The sequence below is a fragment of the Brevinematales bacterium genome, from assembly GCA_026415355.1.
In the GTDB taxonomy this organism is placed as follows: Bacteria; Spirochaetota; Brevinematia; order DTOW01; family DTOW01; genus SKYB106.
The window spans coordinates 1-1,473 of sequence record JAOAHF010000047.1; the positions used below are offsets into that span (position 1 = coordinate 1).

At 35.1% G+C, this 1,473-nt stretch carries 1 protein-coding gene; it reads right to left on the reverse strand.

The features are described from left to right. Nucleotides 1-394 precede the first annotated feature (394 nt). A partial coding sequence (locus tag N2712_07990) for a hypothetical protein (protein ID MCX8029917.1) occupies nucleotides 395-1,473 on the reverse strand: 1,079 nt, incomplete at its 5' end.

Genomic DNA, 1,473 nt, shown 5'->3' on the forward strand with positions numbered 1-1,473 from the left:
ATTCTATCTCTTTGATCAAAGTCGTGTATCTGTAGGTATTATAGCCGGGGGAATCTGCGGAAAGTGTGCGGATTTATCTGCTATAGGCTCAGGAGCTATGGAGGTCTCCGGTAAAATTATGTAGGTTCAGGCTTCCAAAAAAGCAAAGTTTGTGAGGCTTAGAATGTGCCAAAGATGAATTTGAACTTAATCCACGGGAATGGGAGGAGGGATGAATTAAGGGATTTTTAAGGATAGCCAAGGGTAGATATATTCTTGAGAAAGGATGGGTTTAAAAAATGATTTAGAAAGTGTATTTTGAGGAGCACTTATAAAGCGTTTTTTCAGGCATTTCTACCTTCTCCATCAATTTTTCCAATCTCAAAGGTGAAAGAACTAATGGCAGAGGAGAGTTTTACTTCTCAATTTCTGACTTTATAATCTTGATTTCCTCTGGTGTTAAATCGTAAAGCTCAAAAACCAGTTTGTTGATTTCATTTTCAAGCTCCTTTACTTTTTCTTGTTTTTGTGAGTTCGAAAGGTAATCATCAGATTGGGTGATGGAGAGGATTTTGGAGACAAGGGATTCTATCTTTTTAGCAATATGCTGGTTTTGCGGAGTGATGGTGGGGAGGGGAATTTGTTCAACATATTGTTTTATCCACCTATTAGCTTGATTAGATAAGGAATATGCAATTCTCAATAAGTAAAAATGAGATACATTAGAATTAAGAATTCCAATTATGTATTTCAAGAGTTTGCCTGTTGCAATGTAAGCTGTTTGATTAGTAAAATAACTGTCACGATCATAAGCAAACGATGGTTCTTGGCTCATTTCCTGCCATACAATTTTTTCTTTTTCAAATTCGGGGTAATAGTCGCAATCCCTTAATTCCCACCAATAATCTCCCTGGTCATCTCTATTCAATAGTCCTTTTCTTCTTGTTTCTTCTGTTTTAAGATTGGCGAATGAAATTAAATGGTTGTAGAGAGCTGGAAACATCATTTTGAAAAATTCCTCTGGTTTATTTTTACCACGATTTTTATTGGTCCATCCAGATTCAATTTTTATCAACCACAAACCTGCCCATCTGTAATAATATCTCCCGATATCTCTTCCCCTTAAAATAGGCTTTAGTATTTCCTTTGTCCTCTTTCTCTCATCTTCATCTTTGCAATTTTTCAAAATTCTGTCCTTTGTCTCGGTATCGATAATAAAAGCTTCGTTAAAGCCGGTTATAACTCCTCTATAAATTTTCACATCCCAATCTTTTAGAGGCTTGCCGATTTCTTCTATCTTTTGTTTGAGAGCTAAAGTTCTATCATCAGCAAGAACAAAGGTCTTATCATCTAATTTGCTCTGTTCCATCTGTATGGATTTTTCTTTGAGATATTGCTCAATTTTTGTGATTTCAAAGGTGCTATCTACTGTGACAGCTTTAAACTTATTTGTTTCTTGTGGTTTCAATTTTTGAAACAGAATTATATTTGTAT